This is a genomic window from Paraburkholderia sp. A1RI-2L, from assembly GCF_048957375.1.
Classification (GTDB): domain Bacteria; phylum Pseudomonadota; class Gammaproteobacteria; order Burkholderiales; family Burkholderiaceae; genus Paraburkholderia.
This window is the reverse complement of the sequence record NZ_JARBTA010000001.1, coordinates 253505-271794: the sequence shown is the minus strand read 5'-3', so window position 1 is coordinate 271794 and position 18290 is coordinate 253505. Positions and strand designations below refer to the sequence as shown.

The 18290-nt window shown below is 65.2% G+C and carries 19 protein-coding genes, 1 tRNA gene and 1 riboswitch; of the genes, 16 read left to right on the top strand and 4 right to left on the bottom strand.

Features of this window, described 5'->3' with window-relative positions; genetic code table 11:
* Positions 1–157 precede the first annotated feature (157 nt).
* A riboswitch (ZMP/ZTP riboswitch) is annotated at positions 158–334 on the bottom strand.
* A 209-nt stretch (positions 335–543) separates the two neighbouring features.
* The 10 genes from ydfG to PWP93_RS01195 all read left to right on the top strand — a co-directional run bounded on the left by ydfG (position 544) and on the right by PWP93_RS01195 (position 7545).
* On the top strand, positions 544–1290 hold the full coding sequence (ydfG, locus tag PWP93_RS01240; protein WP_421043173.1) for a bifunctional NADP-dependent 3-hydroxy acid dehydrogenase/3-hydroxypropionate dehydrogenase YdfG: 747 nt from the start codon (positions 544–546) through the stop codon (positions 1288–1290).
* A gap of 63 nt (positions 1291–1353) precedes the next feature.
* On the top strand, positions 1354–1848 hold the full coding sequence (gene ybgC, locus PWP93_RS01235; protein WP_421043172.1) for a tol-pal system-associated acyl-CoA thioesterase: 495 nt from the start codon (positions 1354–1356) through the stop codon (positions 1846–1848).
* A gap of 153 nt (positions 1849–2001) precedes the next feature.
* A complete protein-coding gene (gene tolQ, locus PWP93_RS01230; RefSeq protein ID WP_213299831.1) occupies positions 2002–2679 on the top strand; it encodes a protein TolQ in 678 nt (225 codons plus the stop codon).
* A gap of 28 nt (positions 2680–2707) precedes the next feature.
* A complete protein-coding gene (gene tolR, locus PWP93_RS01225; RefSeq protein ID WP_129562710.1) occupies positions 2708–3154 on the top strand; it encodes a protein TolR in 447 nt (148 codons plus the stop codon).
* Positions 3151–4152 (top strand): cell envelope integrity protein TolA, encoded by a 1002-nt coding sequence (gene tolA, locus PWP93_RS01220; protein ID WP_421043171.1) that lies wholly within the window; start codon positions 3151–3153, stop codon positions 4150–4152. Before tolR ends, tolA begins: the two co-directional genes overlap by 4 nt.
* Positions 4153–4277: 125 nt before the next feature.
* Positions 4278–5570 (top strand): Tol-Pal system beta propeller repeat protein TolB, encoded by a 1293-nt coding sequence (tolB, locus tag PWP93_RS01215; RefSeq protein ID WP_421024640.1) that lies wholly within the window; start codon positions 4278–4280, stop codon positions 5568–5570.
* A gap of 18 nt (positions 5571–5588) precedes the next feature.
* Positions 5589–6095 (top strand): peptidoglycan-associated lipoprotein Pal, encoded by a 507-nt coding sequence (gene pal, locus PWP93_RS01210; protein ID WP_421024641.1) that lies wholly within the window; start codon positions 5589–5591, stop codon positions 6093–6095.
* Positions 6096–6118: 23 nt separating this feature from the next.
* Positions 6119–6868 (top strand): tol-pal system protein YbgF, encoded by a 750-nt coding sequence (ybgF, locus tag PWP93_RS01205; RefSeq protein ID WP_421043170.1) that lies wholly within the window; start codon positions 6119–6121, stop codon positions 6866–6868.
* Positions 6869–6932: 64 nt separating this feature from the next.
* A tRNA-Lys gene (locus tag PWP93_RS01200) sits at positions 6933–7008 on the top strand.
* 93 nt (positions 7009–7101) lie between these two features.
* Positions 7102–7545 (top strand): BspC domain-containing protein, encoded by a 444-nt coding sequence (locus PWP93_RS01195; protein WP_421043169.1) that lies wholly within the window; start codon positions 7102–7104, stop codon positions 7543–7545.
* A gap of 92 nt (positions 7546–7637) precedes the next feature.
* Here PWP93_RS01195 and PWP93_RS01190 read toward each other — a convergent pair whose 3' ends face one another.
* From PWP93_RS01190 to PWP93_RS01180, 3 genes are all read right to left on the bottom strand, one after another.
* A complete protein-coding gene (locus PWP93_RS01190) occupies positions 7638–8219 on the bottom strand; it encodes a YceI family protein (RefSeq protein WP_421043168.1) in 582 nt (193 codons plus the stop codon).
* Between the two features lie 87 nt (positions 8220–8306).
* On the bottom strand, positions 8307–8894 hold the full coding sequence (locus PWP93_RS01185) for a YceI family protein (protein ID WP_421043167.1): 588 nt from the start codon (positions 8892–8894) through the stop codon (positions 8307–8309).
* Positions 8895–8960: 66 nt separating this feature from the next.
* Positions 8961–9545 carry a cytochrome b gene (locus PWP93_RS01180; protein ID WP_421025260.1) on the bottom strand — a complete coding sequence of 195 codons (585 nt, stop codon included), beginning with the start codon at positions 9543–9545 and terminating at the stop codon, positions 8961–8963.
* Positions 9546–9662: 117 nt separating this feature from the next.
* Here PWP93_RS01180 and PWP93_RS01175 point away from each other — a divergent pair, with 117 nt between their 5' ends.
* The 3 genes from PWP93_RS01175 to PWP93_RS01165 all read left to right on the top strand — a co-directional run bounded on the left by PWP93_RS01175 (position 9663) and on the right by PWP93_RS01165 (position 12211).
* Positions 9663–10580, top strand: a complete 918-nt coding sequence (locus PWP93_RS01175; protein WP_421043166.1) for a LysR family transcriptional regulator — start codon at positions 9663–9665, stop codon at positions 10578–10580.
* Positions 10581–10758: 178 nt separating this feature from the next.
* The gene (locus PWP93_RS01170; protein ID WP_421024647.1) at positions 10759–11133 is read left to right on the top strand and encodes a hypothetical protein; all 375 of its coding nucleotides are present in this window, start codon (positions 10759–10761) and stop codon (positions 11131–11133) included.
* Positions 11134–11398: 265 nt separating this feature from the next.
* Positions 11399–12211 (top strand): mechanosensitive ion channel family protein, encoded by an 813-nt coding sequence (locus tag PWP93_RS01165; protein WP_421024648.1) that lies wholly within the window; start codon positions 11399–11401, stop codon positions 12209–12211.
* Positions 12212–12338: 127 nt separating this feature from the next.
* Here PWP93_RS01165 and PWP93_RS01160 read toward each other — a convergent pair whose 3' ends face one another.
* Positions 12339–13031, bottom strand: a complete 693-nt coding sequence (locus PWP93_RS01160) for a DedA family protein (protein WP_421024649.1) — start codon at positions 13029–13031, stop codon at positions 12339–12341.
* A 244-nt stretch (positions 13032–13275) separates the two neighbouring features.
* On the opposite strand from PWP93_RS01160, the gene mutL reads away from it, so the two are divergent.
* The 3 genes from mutL (at position 13276) to dalD (ending at position 18276) form a co-directional block, all read left to right on the top strand.
* Positions 13276–15564 carry a DNA mismatch repair endonuclease MutL gene (gene mutL, locus PWP93_RS01155; protein ID WP_421043165.1) on the top strand — a complete coding sequence of 763 codons (2289 nt, stop codon included), beginning with the start codon at positions 13276–13278 and terminating at the stop codon, positions 15562–15564.
* Between the two features lie 10 nt (positions 15565–15574).
* Positions 15575–16576 carry a tRNA (adenosine(37)-N6)-dimethylallyltransferase MiaA gene (miaA, locus tag PWP93_RS01150; RefSeq protein ID WP_421043164.1) on the top strand — a complete coding sequence of 334 codons (1002 nt, stop codon included), beginning with the start codon at positions 15575–15577 and terminating at the stop codon, positions 16574–16576.
* A 281-nt stretch (positions 16577–16857) separates the two neighbouring features.
* Positions 16858–18276, top strand: coding sequence for a D-arabinitol 4-dehydrogenase (dalD, locus tag PWP93_RS01145; protein ID WP_421043163.1), 1419 nt, complete (start codon positions 16858–16860; stop codon positions 18274–18276).
* Positions 18277–18290 lie beyond the last annotated feature (14 nt).

The following is an 18290-nucleotide window of genomic DNA, read 5'->3' as shown; positions in this document are numbered from 1 at the left end:
GTTCAGGTTGACCGGGTCTCGCGCGGAACGCGTAGCGGGTACGCGGCGCTGCTGGCGAAAAGGCCAGCCTTGACGTGGCGGAAGAAGGTGCCGCACACGCGAGGCAGGACAGCCACGGCCGATAAAGGCCTAGCAGCGCTTGAAGAAGCGCACGATTTCTGGCTGCCCAGGCGAACGGCAAAACGGCACCCTGCGCTTCACGGTGGGTCGTTCCACCTTGAGCCCCCGTTCGAGCCGCGCCGCGCCAGACGCCGTGTCCAACACAAGCAGCTTAAAGGGCAATTATTACAGCAATTGCCATTTGGGGACCCTATCGCCAGTCACGCAGGGATTGAGCGCGTTAGTGTATTGGATGCGCCCGGAATAGGCAACCTGGCGGGCCGCTGCGGCGCGCGCCGCCTGTCGCGCCCGACGGGCCTGCGCGCGTCCTCCCCAAAGCCCGCCGCCGCCCGGCTCGCCGGTGTTCTGACGCTTCCTTGCCGCAGCACCGCATTACAAGTAGGCTCTCCCCTTTCTTCGCGTTCCACCGACCAGGGAGCAATCATGATCGTCTTCGTCACCGGCGCATCCGCAGGATTCGGCGCCGCCATCGCCCGAGCCTTTGTCAAGGGCGGGCACCGCGTCGTCGCCACGGCACGCCGCAAGGACCGACTCGACGCCCTCGCCACGGAACTGGGAGACGCCCTCCTGCCGGTCGAGCTCGACGTGCGCGACCGCGCCGCCGTCGAGGCCGCGCCCGCCGCGCTGCCGCCCGAATTCGCCGACGTCGATGTGCTCGTCAACAACGCCGGCCTCGCGTTGGGCGTCGAACCCGCGCACAAAGCCGATCTCGGCGACTGGGAGACCATGATCGACACCAACTGCACCGGTCTGGTGCGGGTGACGCGCGCGTTCCTGCCCGGCATGGTGGCGCGCAACCGAGGCCACATCGTCAATCTGGGCTCGACTGCAGGCAACTGGCCGTATGCGGGCGGCAACGTGTACGGCGCGAGCAAGGCCTTCGTGCACCAATTCAGCCTCAATCTGCGTGCGGACCTCGCCGGCACCGCGCTGCGCGTGACCGATATAGAGCCGGGCCTGTGCGGCGGCACGGAGTTCTCCAACGTGCGCTTTCGTGGGGACGAGACAAAAGCCGCCAATATGTATAAGGACGTGCAACCGCTCACCCCCGAGGACATCGCCGATTCCATCTACTGGGTCGCCACGCGCCCCGCGCACGTAAACATCAACAGGATCGAACTGATGCCGGTCGCGCAGTCCTTTGCCGGCCTCAGCGTCCACCGCGGCTGAACCCTGCGTTTGCGCTTCGCCATCAGTCGTACGAACGGCGTAAGCGCAGCGCGTTCCGGTAGAATGCGCGGCATGGAAAGATCTACCCGCACTCCGGATGCGACCCCATCACAGGCCGCAGCCGGTTTTACCTGGCCGGTACGCGTCTATTACGAAGACACTGACGCAGGCGGCATCGTGTTTTATGCGAACTACCTGAAGTTCTTCGAACGCGCGCGCACCGAATGGCTGCGCGCGTGCGGCGTCGACCAGCGCAAGCTCGCCGAGGAGTCGGGCGAACTGTTCGTCGTGTGCAACACCACGCTCGACTACAAGTCGCCTGCCCGCCTCGACGACGTCGTGACGATCGTGACCCGGGTGGCCAAGCTGGGCCGCGTCTCGGTCGATTTCATGCAGACCGCGTGGCGCGGCGACACGTTGTTAGTCAGCGGAAAGATTCGCGTTGCCTGCGTGAATGGTGCAGAAATGCGCCCTGCAGCCATTCCTGACCACGTTTTTGAAGCTTTGGAGCGTGGTATGAAGAAAGTCTTGCCGGCTGTGTCAACGGCGCCGCGGTAATTGTCGTTGATACGACGCCAGTGAACTCGCGTCGGTCGATTCAAGACCTGACTGGGTTTGGCTGCGGGGCGCGGCGTCTTTCCTTGACCTTTCGGAAAGATTTGCGTTGCCTTGCAGCCGCTCGCCCCTTCCGGGACGTAATCAAAAACCTCTATGAACACTACACAAGATCTGTCGATCCTTTCTCTCGTTCTTAATGCGAGCGTACTGGCACAGGCGGTGATGGGACTGCTCCTGTTGCTGTCCCTGATTTCCTGGACCTTCATCTTCCGCAAGTGGTTTGCCATCCGTCGCGCGCGCACGCAGACCGAGCTGTTCGAGCGCGAATTCTGGTCGGGCGGCGACCTGCAGGCGCTCTACCAGAGCGCGGCGAACAACCGTCACACGATCGGCGCACTCGAGCGTATCTTCGAGTCCGGCATGCGTGAATTCCTCAAGGCCAAGGAGAAGCGCCTGAACGATCCGAGCCTCGTGCTCGACGGCGCGCGTCGCGCCATGCGCGCAGCCTTCCAGCGCGAAATGGACGCGCTCGAGGCCAACCTCTCGTTTCTCGCGTCGGTGGGCTCGGTGAGCCCGTACATTGGTCTGTTCGGCACGGTCTGGGGGATCATGAACGCATTTCGCGGCCTCGCGAACGTGCAGCAGGCCACGCTCGCGAACGTCGCGCCCGGCATTGCCGAAGCGCTGACGGCCACCGCGATCGGTCTGTTCGCCGCCATCCCGGCAGTGGTCGCGTACAACAGCTACGCGCACGACATCGACCGCCTCGCGATCCGCTTCGAAACGTTCATCGAAGAATTTTCGAACATCCTGCAACGTCAGGCCCACTAATCTTCACCAGCTAGCCAAGGAGTCGAAGATGGGAGGCTCAGTTCGTTCGAGCATGCGAGGCAGCCGCTCGCGCCGCGCGATGGCCGACATCAACGTCGTGCCGTATATCGACGTGATGCTGGTGCTGCTCGTAATTTTCATGGTGACGGCGCCGCTGGTCGCGCCGTCCATCGTCAATCTGCCCACTGTTGGCGGCGCAAGCCAGCAGCAGCAGACGCCGCCCGTCGTGGTCAATATTCGCCCCGACGGCAATCTGAGCGTACGCTACAAGGATGACTCCGGCGCCACGCAGCAGCAAAACATGTCGCGCGCCGACCTCAACGGCTTCGTCATGGAGCGCGAGCAAAGCCATCCGGACCAGCCCGTCGTGATCGCAGCCGACAAGTCCGTCAAGTATGAGACGGTGATGAACGTGATGTCCGACCTGAAGTCGCGCGGCGTCAAACGTGTCGGACTGCTCGTCAAATCGCAATGATCCGGAACAAAGATACGTATCCGCTGCAGCCTCCGCGCGAGCGAGGCACGGGACGTGCGCTCGCGCTCGCCGTGGTCATGCACGTGCTGCTCGGCTTGTTCCTCTACCACGGCATCCGCTGGCAGAACAGCACACCGGCGGGTGAAGAGGCGGAACTCTGGACCGAGGTGCCCGACCTGTCGACGCCGCGGCCTCTGCCGCCGCCCGCACCGGTCGCCCCTGCCCCGCCTCCGCCGCAAACGGAAGAGGCCGACATCGCGCTGCAACAGTTAAAGCGTAAGCAGCAGCAAGAAGCGGCGCGCGAAGCTCAACTGGCCGAGCAGAAGCGCCTGAAGGCGCAGCAGGAAGCAGAGGCAAAGCGCCAGCAGCAGCTCGCGGCCCAGCAGGCCGCACAGCTCGCCCTGCAGCAGAAGCAAGCGAAGCTCAAGCAACAGCAACAGCAACAGCAACAGCAACAGCAAGCCGCCGTCGAAAAGCTCAAGCAACAGGAAGCGCTGAAGAAGCAGGCGCAGGAAGAGGCGCAAAAGCAGGCGAAGCTCGACGCGCAGAAGAAGGCCGACGCCGAAAAGGCCGCCAAGGCCAAGGCGCAAGCCGATGCACAGGCGAAAAAGCTCGACGCCGAGCGGCGCGCGCGCATCGCGCAGATGCAAGGCTCGATGGGCGGCGGCGCGGGCACGAGCGGCAACGGTCTCGCGAAAAGCGGCACCGGCAGCGGCTCGGGCGGCAACGCGGCTTCGCCGGGTTATGCGGACAAGGTGCGGCGTCGTGTGCGTCCGAACATCATCTGGGCCGGCGAGACAGCAGGCCTGGAAACCGAAATTTCGGTGCACTGCTCGCCAAGCGGCACGCTGCTTTCGGCCACCATCTCGCGCAGCAGTGGCAATTCGCAGTGGGACGACGCGGCGTTGCGCGCCGTGCAGCGCTCGGATCCCATGCCGGTCGACACGGATGGCAAAACGCCGTCGAACTTTAAAATTACCTTGCGCCCGGCAAGTTAAGGGCGCCCATCGGGGCACAAGGAAGCCGTCGCACGGCAGCGGATCAAGGAACGATTCGAACGTTTCCCGGTCTGTCTGCTGTTGCACGGTGTGACAAAAATCGCTTTTTCAGGAAACAGCACAGCATGAGTTTGATGACGAAGCTTGGCCTGCGAACTCTCGTCGCGTCTTGCCTGATTGCAGTCGGCGGCGCAGCGAACGCACAACTCAACGTCCTCGTCACCGGCGTGGGCTCCACCCAGTTCCCCATCGCCACGGCAAATTTCGCCGGCGAAGCGAACTCCCCGCAGCAAGTCGCCGCCATCGTGCGCGCCGACCTCGCTCGCAGCGGCAAATTCACCAACATCGACGCAGGCAGCGCCCCGGTCTCGGAAAGCGACTCGGTCGACCTCGGCAGCTGGAAGGCCAAGGGCGCTAACGCGTTCGTGGCGGGCAGCGTCAACAAGCTCGCGAACGGCCAGTACGAAGTGCGCTTCAAGCTGTATGACACGGTGAAAGGCGACAGCCTCGGCGGCCTCGTGCTGCAAAGCCCACCCAGCGGCCTGCGCATGAGCGCGCACAAGGTTGCGGACTATATCTATCAAAAGCTGTTCGGCGACCGCGGCGTGTTCGCCACGCGCCTGTCCTATGTGATCAAGACGGGTAACCGCTACCAGCTGCAGATTTCGGACTCCGACGGACAAGATGCGCACATCGCGCTCTCGAGCCCCGAGCCCATCATTTCTCCGGCCTGGTCGCCTGACGGCACCCGGGTCGCCTACGTTTCATTCGAAAAGAAAAAGCCCATCGTCTACGTACATGACCTGCCCACGGGGCGGCGCGTCATGATCTCCGACCAGAAGGGCAACAACTCGGCGCCGGCCTGGTCGCCGGACGGCCGCACGCTCGCCGTCGCACTGTCGCGCACGGGCAACACGCAGATCTTCGCCGTCAACGCCGACGGTTCCGGCCTGCGCCGCCTCACGCAAGGCACGACGATCGATACCGAACCCACCTTCTCTCCTGACGGACGCTGGATTTACTTCACGAGCGACCGCGGTGGCCAGCCGCAGATCTACAAGATGCCGGCCCAGGGCGAAAGCGCGGGCGCGGCACAACGCGTGACGTTCACCGGCAACTACAACACGAGCCCGAAGGTCAGCCCGGACGGCAAGGAGCTGGCATACATCTCGCGCACGGGCGGCGGGTTTAAGCTGTACATTCAAGATCTGCAGTCGGGCGTCTCCACGGCGCTCACTGACACGACACATGACGAATCGCCAAGCTTCGCGGCGAACGGTCAGTACATTCTTTACGCCACTCAGGTGAACGGCCGTGGCGTGCTGGCTGCTGTATCGACCGATGGTCGGACGCGGCAAGTTCTGTCCGTTCAGGGCGGCGTCGTACGCGAGCCGTCCTGGGGTCCTTTTATGCAATAACACTTCAGGAGAGAAAAAATGAAGTCGAATAAAGTCCGCCTGGCCCTGGCCGTCATGATGGTCGGTGCGCTGGCCGCATGTAAGTCGGGCGTCAAGACCGACAACGAAAACGCCGGCGCAATGAACACCCAGCCGAACCCGAACGCCGTTGCCCAGGTGAACGTCGACGAGCTGAACAACCCGAACAGCCCGCTCGCCAAGCGCAGCGTGTACTTCGACTTCGACAGCTACAGCGTCAAGGACGACTACCAGTCGCTGCTGCAAGCTCACGCTCAGTACCTGAAGACGCATCCGCAGCGTCACGTCCTGATCCAGGGCAACACCGACGAGCGCGGCTCGAGCGAGTACAACCTGGCGCTGGGCCAAAAGCGTGCTGAAGCTGTCCGCAAGGTCCTCGCGCTCGACGGCGTGGGCGATTCGCAAATGGAAGCTGTGAGCCTCGGCAAGGAAAAGCCGGTCGCGGCAGGCCACGACGAAGCATCGTGGTCGCAGAACCGCCGTGCTGACCTCGTGTACCAACAGTAATTGAGCATTGGATGAAGGGGCGTATGTCGCACCGTTTCTCCCTACTGCGGGTAGCCGCAGCCGCCTGCGTAGCCGGAAGCGCGTTCGCGTCGCTGCCGGCTCACGCGGGTCTCTTCGATGACGATCAGGCGCGCCAGGCGATTCTCGACCTGCGCGCGAAAACGGACAATCTGTCTAGCCAGCTGTCCGCTGCCCAGCGCACGATCCTCGATCAGTCCAACCACCTCGACCAGCTCAACCAGCAGGTCGCGACGTTGCGCGGACAGAACGAGGACATGGCGAACCAGCTGGCCACCCTGCAGAAGCAACAGAAGGACTACTACACGGACCTGGATACGCGTCTCAAGAAGTTCGAGCCGCAGCAGCAAACCGTGGATGGCATGCAGGGCACCGTGCAACCCGGTGAGACGGAAGCGTTCAACGCCGCTTCGCAGCAGTTTCGCAACGGCGACTTCAAGCAGGCTGCATCGGCGTTCCGCAGCTTCATCTCGAAGTATCCGCAAAGCCCCTATCAGCCGACCGCGCAATATTGGCTCGGCAATGCGCTCTACGCGTTGAAGGACTACAAGGGGTCGACCGCGACGTGGCAGAACGTGGTCAAGAATTATCCGCAACATCCGCGCGCACCGGATGCGCTGCTGGCGATTGCGAACAATCAGATCGAGCAGGGGCAAAAGGCTGCCGCCAGGCGCACGCTCGAGCAGATCGTTTCGCAGTACAGCGGCTCGGAGGTGGCGCAGACGGCACAGAGCAAGCTGTCACAGCTCAAGTAAGCGCCACTGCGCGAGCGCTGGTTGACACAAGCGGAAAGGCTCGCTATACTCCCGCTTCTCTTTTGGGTCGTTAGCTCAGCTGGTAGAGCAGCGGACTTTTAATCCGTTGGTCACTGGTTCGAATCCAGTACGGCCTACCAAAGAATAAAAAAGCCTAGTCCTCGTGACTGGGCTTTTTGCTTTGATGTGCCGCTTTTCGCAGTTCCCTTCCCCGTCGCACAGGCCATGTGATCATGAAGTTCTCGACTCTCGCCTGCGCCCTGCTCGCGCTGTTTCTGATCAGTCTGCGCGTCCAGGCGCAAATGCAAGCCCAGCCCGAAGACTACGAATACCTGCGCCGCCTTAGCGTGCCCGATGTCGTCATCAACTGCGTCGCCGCCCTCGACGAGTGGGTGCGCCAGGGCCAGCGCTACGATTCGCTGCTCGTGCCGGACCGCCGTGCGCTCACCGCGCATATCGAAACGCCCACGCCCGATGGCGCCATCACACGCGTATCGTCTTCGGCCATGGCGCAAGCCTCGCCCATCGACACGCTCGTTCATCTGCGCGGCTTCGCCAAGGTGCGCGGCAAGTACGCCTGGGTGCCCGTGAAGGCAACCTGCGGCGTATGGCATTCGCACATCGTCGATGTCGTGTTGAAGCCGCGACCAGCACACGCCGGTGCAGCCATCCAGTAAGTCCGATTGCACCGGCATTGCACGCGCGCATGAAAAAAGCCCGTGCGCATGACACGCACGGGCTTTCGCTTTAGCGCACCTTTGCGGCGCGCTTATTCCGCCTTGATGCCTTCAACCTGGATCTGCAGCGTCGTGGCCATCTTGAAGCCGTAGGCCTTGCCGTAGCTCACGCCGTAGTCGGCGCGATCGAATTCCGCGCTGGCGTCGGCGCCGCACACTTCACGCTTGAGCATCGGGTTCTGGAAGCATTTGAACGAATCGATCTTGAGGTTCAGCGGCTTCGTGACGCCGTGCAGCGTGAACGTGCCGATCACTTCGACCGGCTTGTCGCCGTCGAACTTGACCGACGTGCCCTTGTAGACGGCGGTGGGGTACTTGGCCGCGTCGAGCATTTCCGCCGAGCTCACGTGCTTGTCGAGCGCCGGGTTGCCGGTCTCGATGGACGAAGCGTCGATGGTCACATCGACCGTGCCGGTCTTCGCCGCGCGGTCGAGCACGACGGTGCCCGAGCTCTTCGTGAACTTGCCGCGCCAGACCGAGACGCCGCCGAAGTGGTCGGCTTCGAAGCTCGGGAACGTGTGCGACGGGTCGAGGTTGTACGTCGTGGGCGTTGCGAACGCGGGCGTGGCGATGGCGGCGGCCAGCGCAGCGGCGGCAAAAAGAGTGGTCTTCATGAAAGCGTGGTCCTGATACGAATGAGTCGGCGAATACGGTACTAATAGACGCCGGATGAAATGGTTGAAACGAACAACCGGCGCGCGTCAGTGCGCGGCGGTCACGATGTGAAACTTGATCTGCACGTCGTCGGCGACGATCGACGTGTCCTTCCACTCGCCCGTGCCGACGCCGTAGGCGAGACGCTTGATGGGCAGTGCGCCGTCGAACACCTGGTTCGCGCCGTCCTTGTGGTACGTCACCGGCACGACAACGTCGGCCGTCTTGCCCCGGATCGTGAGCTTGCCCGCGGCCGTGAAGGCGCCGTTCGCGCCCGCCTTGATCTGCGTTGAAACGAACGTGGCGCGCGGGAAATGCGCGGCATCGAACCATTCGTCGCCGGCGACTTCCTTGTTGTAGTCGGGCGAGCCGAGGTCGAAGCTCGCCACCTCGACGTCGAGCTTCGCGCTCGATGCCGCGGCGTTGGCCGGGTCGAAATGCACGTCGGCGTTAAAGCGGCTGAAACGCCCTTCCACCGGCACGTTCATCTGCTTGAACACGGCCGAGACGGAGCTTTTCGCGGCTTCTGCAGCGGCATCCGCGCTGGTGGCGAACGAAGCGGTGAAAGCCGCGCCGGCGGCAAGCGCCACGCCGAGCGCGACGATGGAAACTTTGGAGGCGAGACGTTGGATCATGGGCAGAGTCGGTTCGCTGTGAGCGGTGAAAAGTCGATAAAGCGACGATGAAGCTGCACGCCGCGCTTAGCCGCGCGGCGTGCCGGGTTTGTCGGGTTTGCCGAACGAAGGCAGCATGCGCGCGAGGATATTCTGGCGATCGAGCCATTGATGCTTCATGACCGCCAGCACGTGCAGCACGACCACCGCGAGCAACGTGTAGTTGAGCGCGACGTGAACGATCCGCAGCGTGCCCTTGAGCGCCGTATCGGGGCCGATGATCGTGGGCAGCGGCCAGATGCCCAGGTACACGACCTGGATGCCCGCCGCCGAGCTATAGAGATAGCCGGTCACGGGAATCGCGATCATCAGCACGTAAAGCGCGAAGTGGCCCGCGTGCGCCGCGCCGCGCTCCCAGCCGTGCATGGAGCCGGGCAACGCGGGCGCGCGATGCGTCGCGCGCCACAGGAGGCGTACCAGCACGAGCGCGAGCACGGTCACGCCAATCCACTTGTGCCACGAGAAGTAGCGCAACTTGGTGGGCGTGATGCCGGGGATATCGGTCATGATCCATCCGAGTGCGAAGCCCCAGACGATCAGCGCGGCGACCAGCCAGTGCAGCAGCATGGCAACGCCGCTGTAGCGGCCAGTGGACTTGACGGAGCGATTCATCGGCATGGACATACTCAACAAGGAAGGGCGCACTTTAACTGGCGTAAGCTATTCAAACAATCGTCTAAAATGGATCGTTACCATCCATTTTCTTGATAGGTCGATCCTGGAGCGTCCATGGACCGTTCGCCGAGTCTCGAACAACTGCGCGCGCTGATTGCCGTGGCGGAAACCGGCAGCTTTTCGGCGGCGGCGCGTCAGCTCGACCGCGCGCAGTCGGTGGTGAGCTACACGATCGCCAATCTGGAGGCGCTGCTCGGCGTCGCCCTGTTCGTGCGCGGCAAGCGCAAGCCCGAACTCACGGCCGCGGGGCGGGCGATTCTCGCCGATGCGCGCCGTCTCGATCTGCTGATGGGTCAGCTTAACGCCAAGGCGGCCGGCCTGCAGCGCGGGCTCGAAGGCGAGGTTTCGGTGGCCGTGGACGTGATGTTTCCATCGCCTCGGCTCGTGGAGGCCTTGCAGGCGTTCGCGCTGGCCTTTCCGACCGTGGCGCTGAACCTCACCATGGAGGCGCTCGGCGGCGTGCTCAAGCTCGTGCTCGACGGCGATTGTGCCATCGGCATCAGCGGGCCGAACCAGAACTGGCCTCACGTGATCGAGGCGCGCGCAATCGGCTCCGTCGAGCTCGTGCTGGTGGCGGCGCCGATTCATCCGCTCGCGCAGGCCACACAGCCCGTGCGGATCTCCGACGCGCGCGAGCACACCCAGCTCGTGCTGACCGACCGCAGCCGGCTCACGCTCGGCCAGACTTTCGGCGTCTACAGCAACCGCGCGTGGAAGCTAGGCGACTTGGGCGCGAAGCACCGCCTGTTGCTCGCCGGGCTGGGCTGGGGGTCGATGCCGCGCCATCTCGTCGAGGCCGATCTCGAAGCGGGGCGTCTCGTGCGCATCACGCTCGCGGATCGCGGCTCGGTGAACTACAACATCTCGCTGATCCACCGCACGGACGCCGCCACCGGACCCGCCTGCCAGTGGCTCAGCCACTATCTCGCGAGCGGCACGCCGCCCGGCACGCTGGTCGCCGACGCGTACTGAACGCGCTTCGGCCGCTCGAGCCCCTGTGCCACGGCCCCTGGGTTTCGCACCCCGTTGCGCCGATACAACCCTCGCGCGGCGCCCATTTTTCGAGAAACATCGTCGTGCCATGATCGCGCCGCTTGCGAGCCGTCGACCAGGACTTCGGCCGCTTTTTGTGCGTTGTCCGGTACGTCTCATGTACATCTTCGTCTGCTGCCTGCTCTCCAATCTCGCCCTGCTTGCCGCCGTGCAACTGGCATGCGCGATCGCCCGCGCCGTGCGCCCTGAACTGCACCTGCGCGGCACGCGCGTGTTCATCGGCATCATCGCCATTGCGTTCGTGTTCGACGCCGCGCTCACGTTTCTCGTGTTCGCCGATGCGGGCGGCCCGTGGCGCGCCCAAAAGCCGGCCGAAACGTTCGTTGCGCGCGCAGCCGCCTATCTGCTCGCGATCGTGCTGGCGTTCGTCCTTGCGCGCGTCTGGCGCCGGCGCAGCGCACGGCGCAAAGCGCCGCCTGGCGCGCTCGTGATCGAAACGTCGCCGTACAGCAAGTCAACGCTGCCGATGTAAGCACGCCGTCACACCCAGACTTTCTACTTCTTGCCGGGCGATCATGCATTGCACATGAACCGGAACTAGCGCAGCATCACGTCCCTCCCCCGCTGCCCGGTGTCAACCCTCAGCGCCCCGGGCACGTTCGGTGCACGCCCTCGCCGCTTGACCTATAAATGCACCTGCGCACGTGCGACAAAGCGCCGCAACTCAGCGCGGGGCCATTAGCGCCTCTTTTTCCTGGCTCAATAACCATATCAACAACGTCTCAAGCGAGGACATCTTGGATCTCGAAACCATTCGCACATTCGTCATGACCCGGGGCATCGACTTCGGGACCAAGGTCGTCGCGGCGATCGTTCTGTGGATCATCGGGCGCTGGGTCATCCACCTGATCACCGGCTTGCTGCGCCGCGTGCTCTCGCGCAACCAGCGCGTCGATCCCACGCTCGCGCATTACCTCGGCTCCATCCTCGGCGGCTTGCTGAACCTGCTTCTGGTCCTCGCGATTCTCCAGGTGTTCGGAGTGCAGACTACTTCGTTCGCGGCGCTGCTCGCGGGCCTCGGCCTCGCCATCGGCACGGCCTGGGGCGGCCTGCTTGCGCACTTCGCGGCGGGCGTCTTCATGCAGGTGCTGCGCCCGTTCAAGGTCGGCGACTTCGTGACGGCCGGCGGCGTGACGGGCACCGTAAAGGAACTCGGCATCTTCGGCACGACCATCATCTCGCCGGACAACGTCGTGAACATCGTCGGCAACAACAAGATCTTTTCGGACACCATCTCGAACTTCAGCGCCACGCCGGTGCGCCGTGTCGAGCTCACCGCGAAGATCGCCAACGGCGTCGACCCCGTCGATGCCGCCAACCGGCTGCGCACCGTGATCGCGGCAATTCCCAACGTCGCGCAGGATCCGGCGCCTGACGTCGAGGTGCTGTCGTTCACGCCCGAAGGTCCGCTCCTGTGCGTGCGGCCTTATACGAACAACGACCACTACTGGCAGGTGTACTTCGACACCAACCGCGCGATTGTCGAGGCCTTCCGGGGCGCGGGCTATCCGACGCCGGAAACGCCGTCGATCATTCGCCACGTGGGTTAAGCGCACCGCGCCACGGCGCGCAAGAACAAACGGCATCGTCCTCGCGGGCGATGCCGTTTTTTTGTTGGAGCGGCGGCCGCCGGGCCACCGTCACGCTCGACCGCGCTGCGCCGACGCGCCGCCGCGGTTAGTTGCGGTTGCCGTTCGGCCCGCGCATGGCGCTGTCGCGCCCGCTCTTGCGCATCATCTTCCACAGCCCGCCGATGAGAACCGGTACGATGGCCGCGCCAATGCCCACGAGCACGATCACGTTCAGATACTGGCGAATGAACGGAATGTTGCCGAAGAAGAAGCCGAGCAGCACGAGCAGCAGCACCCAGAACAGCGCCCCCGCAATGTTGAAGAACTGGAAGCGTCGCATGCTCATCTGCGAGACGCCCGCGACGAACGGCGCGAAGGTGCGCACGACCGGAATGAAGCGAGCGAGCACGATGGTCTTGCCGCCGTGGCGTTCGTAGAAGTCGTGGGTCTTTTGCAGTGCCGCGCGATCGAGAAAACGTTCGAGCACGGGAATGCGCGTATTGAACACCTTCGGACCGATGGCATGGCCGATCAGATAGTTGACCGTGTTGCCGGAGACCGCCGCCACGACCAGCAAGACAATCAGCAGGCCGAGGTTCATCTCGTGCGAGGCCGCGAACGCGCCGCCGATGAACAGCAGCGAATCGCCGGGCAGGAATGGCAGCACCACAAGCCCGGTTTCGCAAAACACGATCAGGAACAGAACCGCATAAACCCAGGCGCCATACTGGTGGATGAAGTCCCCTAGAAACTGGTCAATGTGCAGGACCAAAGTGGCGAAATGCAGCAGCGTATCCAAATGTATCCCTTATTGGTCGAGGCCCGGTGCCCTTCGAGGCGCGCGAAGCCGGTGTTGCGCGAGAAGCAAAATTGACCGCGCCATGATACCGAAAGTGCCCCTCGTCACGAAAAATTCCCGCGAAAATCCGCAAAAATCCATCGAAAGTGCCCCGAAAGCGTCTCGAACTTCGCCAAAACCGGGCCCGTAGGCGCACGCTGGGGCAGCCCGGGGAGGCCCGCGCCGAATCGCTATAATTGCGCGCATGTCTTCGAATTCCGATCTTGCCGGCGCTGGCGCAATTCCCGGCAGTGCACCAGACGGTGCATCCGTCAATGCGCCCGACTCTGCCGATGGCGCAGCCGCGCATGCGACCGCAGCCGCCACCGCAACTGCTGCAGCGGCGGACCCCGCACACACCTCGCGCGCCGCGCAGCCCGCACGCGCGATCCAGGCGCTGCCCGACCAGCTGATCAGCCAGATCGCGGCGGGCGAAGTGGTCGAGCGCCCGGCCTCGGTCGTGAAGGAACTGCTCGAGAACGCGCTCGACGCGGGCGCGTCCACGCTGCGCATTCTGCTCGACGAAGGCGGCGTGAAGCGCATCTCGATCGCCGACGACGGCTGCGGCATCCCCGAAGCCGAGTTGCCGCTCGCACTGATGCGCCACGCGACCAGCAAGATCCGCTCGCTCACCGAACTCGAAAGCGTCGCGACGCTCGGGTTTCGCGGCGAAGCGCTGGCCTCGATCGCCTCGGTGGCCGAGATGTCGATCACGAGCCGCCCCGCCAGCGCCGCGCACGCGGTGAAGATCGATGCGCACACCGGCGCGCTCTCGCCCGCCGCGGGCGGCCAGGGCACCACCATCGAAGTGCGCGAGCTGTACTTCAACACGCCCGCGCGCCGCAAGTTTCTGAAGAGTGAGCAGACCGAGCTCGGCCACTGTCTCGAGATGATCCGCCGCAGCGCGCTCGCGCGGCCCGACGTGGCGATCTCGGTGCTGCACAACGGCCGCGCCGTGGAGCACTGGAACGCCAGTGATCCGGCCACGCGCGTCTCGAAGATCCTCGGCGAGACCTTCGCCACCGCGCATCTGCCGCTCGACGAGCGCGCCGGGCCGCTCGCCGTCTACGGCTGCGCGGGCCTGCCTACCGCGAGCCGCAATCGCGCCGACCAGCAATACTTCTTCGTGAACGGCCGTTTCGTGCGCGACAAGCTGCTCACGCATGCCGTGCGCGCCGCCTATGAAGATGTTCTTCACGGCGACCGCTATCCGTCGTATGTGCTGTTTCTCGACCTGCCGCCCGAAGCGGTCGACGTGAACGTGCATCCGTCGAAGATCGAGGTGCGCTTTCGCGACTCGCGCTCGATTCACCAGTTCGTGTTCCACGCGGTCCAGCGCGCGCTCGCGCGCCATGCGGGCGCATCGCCCGAAACCACGGCGGGCGGCCACGCCGCGCTGATCGAGCCGCGGCCCGCACCGGGCGCCGGCGTGCTGGGCGGGTCAGCCGGGCTGGCTGCGGGTGGGCCGGGCAACGCCGGCGGCATTGGCGCGACCGGCGCTGCCGGCGCGCCGCCCGCGGGCTTCGGCGCGCCTGGCAAGTTCGGCACGGCCAGCGTCGCGAGCAGCTTCGGCGGCGCTGGAAGCGGCTTCTCCGGTGGCGCCGGAGGCCGCGCTTCGGGGTTCGGTTCTGGCGGCTCCAGCGGCTCCAGCGGTTCAAGCGGTTCAAGCGGTTCAAGCGGCAGCTCGGGCGGTGGCTCCGGCGCCAGCGGCAACACCTGGCTGCGCCAGTCGCGCATGACGCAAGGCAGCCTGCCCGTCGCACAGCCGCTCGCGCTCTACGACGCCCTGTTCGGCCGCAAGGACGTCGGCGCCGGCACGGCACAAGGCGCGACCTTGCCGCAGACCGGCCAGGCGGCGGACGCGTCCTTCGCCACACAAGGCTCCCAGCCCGCCTTCGACGCCCGCGACGACCATCCGCTCGGCTTCGCCCTCGGTCAGGTGCACGGCATCTACGTGCTCGCGCAAAACGCGCGCGGCCTCGTGATCGTCGACATGCACGCCGCGCACGAACGCATCCTCTACGAGCAGTTCAAGCAGGCGCTCGCCGAGCGCTCGCTCGCGGTCCAGCCGCTGCTGATCCCTGTCTCCATGACAGCCGACCCGGTGGAAACCGGCACCGTCGAGGAAGAAAAAGCCACGCTCGAAGCGCTCGGCTTCGATCTCGCCGTGCTCTCGCCCACGTCGATCGCCATTCGTGCGGTGCCCGCGCTCCTGAAGGACGCGGACCTGCAAGCCCTCGCGCGCGCGGTGCTCGCCGATCTGCACGCCTTTGGCGGCTCGCGCGTGCTGACCGAGCGCCAGCACGAGATGCTCGGCACGCTCGCCTGCCACCACGCGGTGCGCGCGAACCGGCGCCTCACGCTCGACGAGATGAACGCGCTCCTGCGCCAGATGGAAGCCACCGAGCGCGCCGACCAGTGCAATCACGGCCGGCCCACGTGGTATCAGCTCACGCTCGCCGATCTCGACCGGCTCTTCATGCGCGGCCAGTGAAGCGACACTCATGAAGCCATCCAGCGAAGCACTGCCCATCGCGTGTCTGCTCGGGCCCACGGCCTCGGGCAAGACGGCGGCCGCGCTCACGTATGCCGCGCAGCACGCAAAGGCAGCCAACGCGACCCAAGCTCGCACGGTCGAGATCGTCAGCGTCGATTCGGCGCTCGTGTATCGCGGCATGGACATCGGCACGGCCAAGCCCAGCGCTGAGGAGCGCGCGGCGGCCGCGCATCACCTGATCGACATCGTCGATCCCGCCGAGGCGTACTCCGCCGCCAACTTTCGCGCCGATGCGCTGCGCGTGACCGGCGAAATCGTCGCGCGCGGTAACATTCCCTTGCTCGTGGGCGGCACGATGCTCTACTACAAGGCGCTCACGCAAGGACTCAACGATCTGCCCGGCGCGGACCCCGCCGTGCGCGCGCAACTCGACGCCGAAGCCGCGCGCGATGGCTGGCCCGCGCTTCACGCGCGTCTGGCACAAGTCGATCCGGCCACGGCCGCGCGCCTCGCGCCCAACGACTCGCAGCGCATCCAGCGCGCGCTCGAAATCTTCATGCTCGCAGGCCAGCCGATGTCGGCGCTGCTCGCCGCGCCGCGCACGAACGCCACGCGCGAGGATGAAGCGGCGCGCTACCGTTTCGTGCCGATTGCGCTCGAGCCGTCGGATCGCGGCGTGCTGCACCAGCGCATCGAGCAGCGCTTCGACGCCATGCTCGCCGCCGGCTTTATCGACGAGGTGAAGGCGCTGCGCGCGCGTGGCGATCTCGATCCGAACCTGCCTTCGATGCGCTGCGTGGGCTATCGCCAGGCCTGGGAATACCTCGACGGCACGATCGACTACGCCACGATGCGCGACAAGGGCGTGTTCGCCACGCGCCAGCTCTGCAAGCGCCAGCTCACGTGGTTGCGCGCGATGCCCGAGCGCATCGTCGTCGACTGCTGCGCCGCCAATGCGACCGCTCAGGCCGTCGCCGCCATCTCGGCGGTGACGCACGCGCAGGACTGAGCCCACGAGCGCGAGCGCCGCGCCTGCCCGCGCTCTTCGGGGGCCGTGCCGCGTTTGTGCATCACAACATTGTCGCCGCACATTTTCTCCCGCTGCGCCTGCGCACGCGCCTGTGCGCCAAAAGCACCCGCAGCACGCCGATAAAAACCCGCAGAAGCCGTCTTGACTTTCGCACGACCGGATACGATCATTCGTTCATCAATAGATCAATTGCTCGATATCACCGGGCAGCGCATGGACGCGCACAGGGCGCGCATGACGCTATCTGAGGAGACACACAGATGGACAGCGAACGCAGCAACGCGAACGTGATCCTGCACATTGGCGCCGGATCGTTTCATCGCGCGCATCAGGCGTGGTATCTGCATCGCGCGAATCTCGCGCGCAAGCCGGACGAGCCGGTCTGGTCCCTCGCCGTCGGCAACATCCGCGCTGACATGAACGCCGTCATGGATGCGCTCGCCGCGCAGCACGGCGTCTACACGCTCGAAACGGTCACGCCACAGGGCGAGCGCGCCTATGAGACGATCCGCTCGATCACGCGCGTGCTGCCATGGTCCGCCGACCTGGCGGCGTTGATCGCGGCGGGCGCGGATCCCGCGTGCAAGATCATCGCCTTCACGGTGACCGAGGGCGGCTATTACCTCGACGAGCACGACCGCCTCGACACCGCGAATCCCGATCTCGCCGCCGATCTCAACGGCGCGCGCAGCACGATCTACGGCGCGCTGGCTGCGATTCTCGAAGCGCGCATGACGCGCGGCGGGGCGCATGGCAACAGCGCGGTCACGCTCCAGACCTGCGATAACCTGCGCAGCAACGGCAAGCGCTTTCACGCGGGCATGCGCGAATTCCTCGCGCTGCGCGGCGCAATGGCGCTGCGCGACTGGTTCGATGGCCACACCGCCTGCCCCGATTCGATGGTCGACCGCATCACGCCGCGCCCCACGCCCGACGTGCGCGAACGCGTGAAGGCCGCGACCGGCATCGACGACGCCTGCCCCGTGATGGGCGAGGCCTTCATCCAATGGGTGATCGAGGATCACTTTTGTGCGGGGCGCCCCGCGTGGGAGCGCGCGGGCGCGGAGCTGGTCGAATCGGTGATGCCTTACGAAGAGGCCAAGATCCGCATCCTCAACGCGACGCATAGCTGCATCGCGTGGGCGGGCACGCTCGTCGGGCTCGACTACATTCACGAAGGCACGAACGACGCGGACATCCGCACTTTCGCGCGCGAGTACGTGAGCGAGGACGTGATCCCCTGCCTCACGCCCAGCCCGCTCGATCTCGCGAAGTACCGCGACGTCGTGCTCGAGCGCTTCAGCAATCCGTACATCCAGGACACGAATCAGCGCGTGGCCGCCGATGGATTTTCGAAGATTCCTGGCTTCATCGCGCCAACCATCGCGCAGCGCGTCGCGGCTGGCGCCGTGCCGGCCGCCACGGCCATCCTGCCCGCGCTGTTCCTGCGCTTCCTGCAGCGCTGGAGCAAAGGCACGCTGCCGTACGCGTATCAGGACGGCGTGATGGACGGCCAGGCCGTGACGAAAATGTTCGAAGCAAGCGACCCGCTCGCCATGTTCTGCGCCGACAAGCTGCTCTGGGGCAGCCTCGCAGGCAGCGCGCCGCTCGAAAGCGCCCTGCGCGACGCGCTCGCGCGCGTGGATGCATGGCTCGCAAAGCGCGGATGCAGCGTCTGAGCACGCGCCGCGCC

What these genes read in the sequence shown, in the direction of transcription:
- ydfG (WP_421043173.1), top strand. Translation starts at nt 544, where the DNA reads ATGATCGTCTTCGTCACCGGCGCATCCGCAGGATTCGGCGCCGCCATC.
- ybgC (WP_421043172.1), top strand. Translation starts at nt 1,354, where the DNA reads ATGCGCGGCATGGAAAGATCTACCCGCACTCCGGATGCGACCCCATCA.
- tolQ (WP_213299831.1), top strand. Translation starts at nt 2,002, where the DNA reads ATGAACACTACACAAGATCTGTCGATCCTTTCTCTCGTTCTTAATGCG.
- tolR (WP_129562710.1), top strand. Translation starts at nt 2,708, where the DNA reads ATGGGAGGCTCAGTTCGTTCGAGCATGCGAGGCAGCCGCTCGCGCCGC.
- tolA (WP_421043171.1), top strand. Translation starts at nt 3,151, where the DNA reads ATGATCCGGAACAAAGATACGTATCCGCTGCAGCCTCCGCGCGAGCGA.
- tolB (WP_421024640.1), top strand. Translation starts at nt 4,278, where the DNA reads ATGAGTTTGATGACGAAGCTTGGCCTGCGAACTCTCGTCGCGTCTTGC.
- pal (WP_421024641.1), top strand. Translation starts at nt 5,589, where the DNA reads ATGAAGTCGAATAAAGTCCGCCTGGCCCTGGCCGTCATGATGGTCGGT.
- ybgF (WP_421043170.1), top strand. Translation starts at nt 6,119, where the DNA reads ATGTCGCACCGTTTCTCCCTACTGCGGGTAGCCGCAGCCGCCTGCGTA.
- PWP93_RS01195 (WP_421043169.1), top strand. Translation starts at nt 7,102, where the DNA reads ATGAAGTTCTCGACTCTCGCCTGCGCCCTGCTCGCGCTGTTTCTGATC.
- PWP93_RS01190 (WP_421043168.1), bottom strand. Translation starts at nt 8,219, where the DNA reads ATGAAGACCACTCTTTTTGCCGCCGCTGCGCTGGCCGCCGCCATCGCC.
- PWP93_RS01185 (WP_421043167.1), bottom strand. Translation starts at nt 8,894, where the DNA reads ATGATCCAACGTCTCGCCTCCAAAGTTTCCATCGTCGCGCTCGGCGTG.
- PWP93_RS01180 (WP_421025260.1), bottom strand. Translation starts at nt 9,545, where the DNA reads ATGAATCGCTCCGTCAAGTCCACTGGCCGCTACAGCGGCGTTGCCATG.
- PWP93_RS01175 (WP_421043166.1), top strand. Translation starts at nt 9,663, where the DNA reads ATGGACCGTTCGCCGAGTCTCGAACAACTGCGCGCGCTGATTGCCGTG.
- PWP93_RS01170 (WP_421024647.1), top strand. Translation starts at nt 10,759, where the DNA reads ATGTACATCTTCGTCTGCTGCCTGCTCTCCAATCTCGCCCTGCTTGCC.
- mutL (WP_421043165.1), top strand. Translation starts at nt 13,276, where the DNA reads ATGTCTTCGAATTCCGATCTTGCCGGCGCTGGCGCAATTCCCGGCAGT.
- miaA (WP_421043164.1), top strand. Translation starts at nt 15,575, where the DNA reads ATGAAGCCATCCAGCGAAGCACTGCCCATCGCGTGTCTGCTCGGGCCC.
- dalD (WP_421043163.1), top strand. Translation starts at nt 16,858, where the DNA reads ATGGACAGCGAACGCAGCAACGCGAACGTGATCCTGCACATTGGCGCC.